A 1189-nucleotide genomic window follows, 5' to 3' on the forward strand; every position below is an offset into this window, starting at 1 on the left:
CGACGTCCCCCCAGTTTTGAGTAGCACCTCGGTTTGGAGTCCAATCCCCCATCTGAAGGAGATTGGACGTGAAGAAACGCTTTTCCGAAGAACAGATCATCGGCTTCCTGCGTGAGGCGGAGGCTGGCTTGCCGGTGAAGGAGCTGTGCCGGCAGCACGGCTTCAGCGAGGCCTCGTACTACCTGTGGCGCAGCAAGTTCGGCGGGATGAGTGTGCCCGACGCCAAACGGCTGAAAGAGCTGGAGACGGAGAACAGTCGGCTGAAGAAGCTGCTGGCCGAGCAGGTGCTTGAGAACGAGGTCATCAAGGACGCCCTGCGAAAAAAGTGGTGAGCGCACCGGCTCGGCGCGAGCTGGTGCGGCAGATGGTCGAGAAGGGATTGAGCGAGCGACGTGCGCTGGCGGTCGTCGTCATGAGCGCCAGCGCGTATCGCTATCCGACACGCCCGGATCGCAACGGGGGCCTCCGGCAACGGATCCTGGCCCTGGCGCAGCGGTACAAGCGCTATGGCGTGGGGATGATCCATCTGAAGCTGCGGCAAGCGGGGCTGCTGGTGAACTACAAGCGCGTGGAACGGCTGTATCAGGAAGCGAAGCTGCAGGTGCGGCGGCGCAAGCGGAAGAAGGTGCCCGTTGCCGAACGGCAACCGCTGGCTCGGCCGAAGGCAGCCAACGAGGTCTGGTCTATGGACTTCGTGTTTGATCGCACCGCTGAGGGACGCGTCATCAAGTGCCTGACGATGGTCGATGACGCCACCCACGAGGCGGTTGTCATCGAGGTCGAGCGGGCGATCTCCGGCCTGGGCGTGACGCGCGTGATGGATCGCCTGGCGCTCAGTCGTGGCCTGCCCAAGGTGATCCGCAGCGACAACGGCAAGGAGTTCTGCGGCAAGGCGATGGTGACCTGGGCCCACGAGCATGGTGTGCAGCTGCGTCTGATCGAACCGGGCAAGCCAAACCAGAATGCGTACATCGAATCGTTCAACGGCCGGTTGCGCGACGAATGTCTCAATGAGCACTGGTTTCCCAGCCTGCTGCATGCGCGCGCCGAGATCGAACGCTGGCGACGCGAGTACAACGAGGAGCGACCGAAGAAGGCGCTGGGCGGGCTGACACCTGCCGCCTATGCGAAGCAGTTACAGTGAACCCGGACTCTAAACCGTCCCGCTACTCAAAGCGGGGGGACGTCG

At 63.1% G+C, this 1189-nt stretch carries 1 protein-coding gene; it reads left to right on the top strand.

Going from position 1 to position 1189, the window contains the following annotated elements; all coding sequences use genetic code 11:
* The first annotated feature begins 68 nt into the window (after positions 1–68).
* A protein-coding gene (locus tag ACFWZ3_RS17275; protein ID WP_439708910.1) for an IS3 family transposase occupies positions 69–1144 on the top strand; the annotation gives its coding sequence in 2 pieces (ribosomal slippage) (positions 69–327 and positions 327–1144; 1077 coding nt in all).
* The last annotated feature ends 45 nt before the right edge of the window (positions 1145–1189 follow it).

The organism is Frateuria sp. GZRR35, assembly GCF_051900415.1.
Taxonomy (GTDB): domain Bacteria; phylum Pseudomonadota; class Gammaproteobacteria; order Xanthomonadales; family Rhodanobacteraceae; genus Frateuria_A.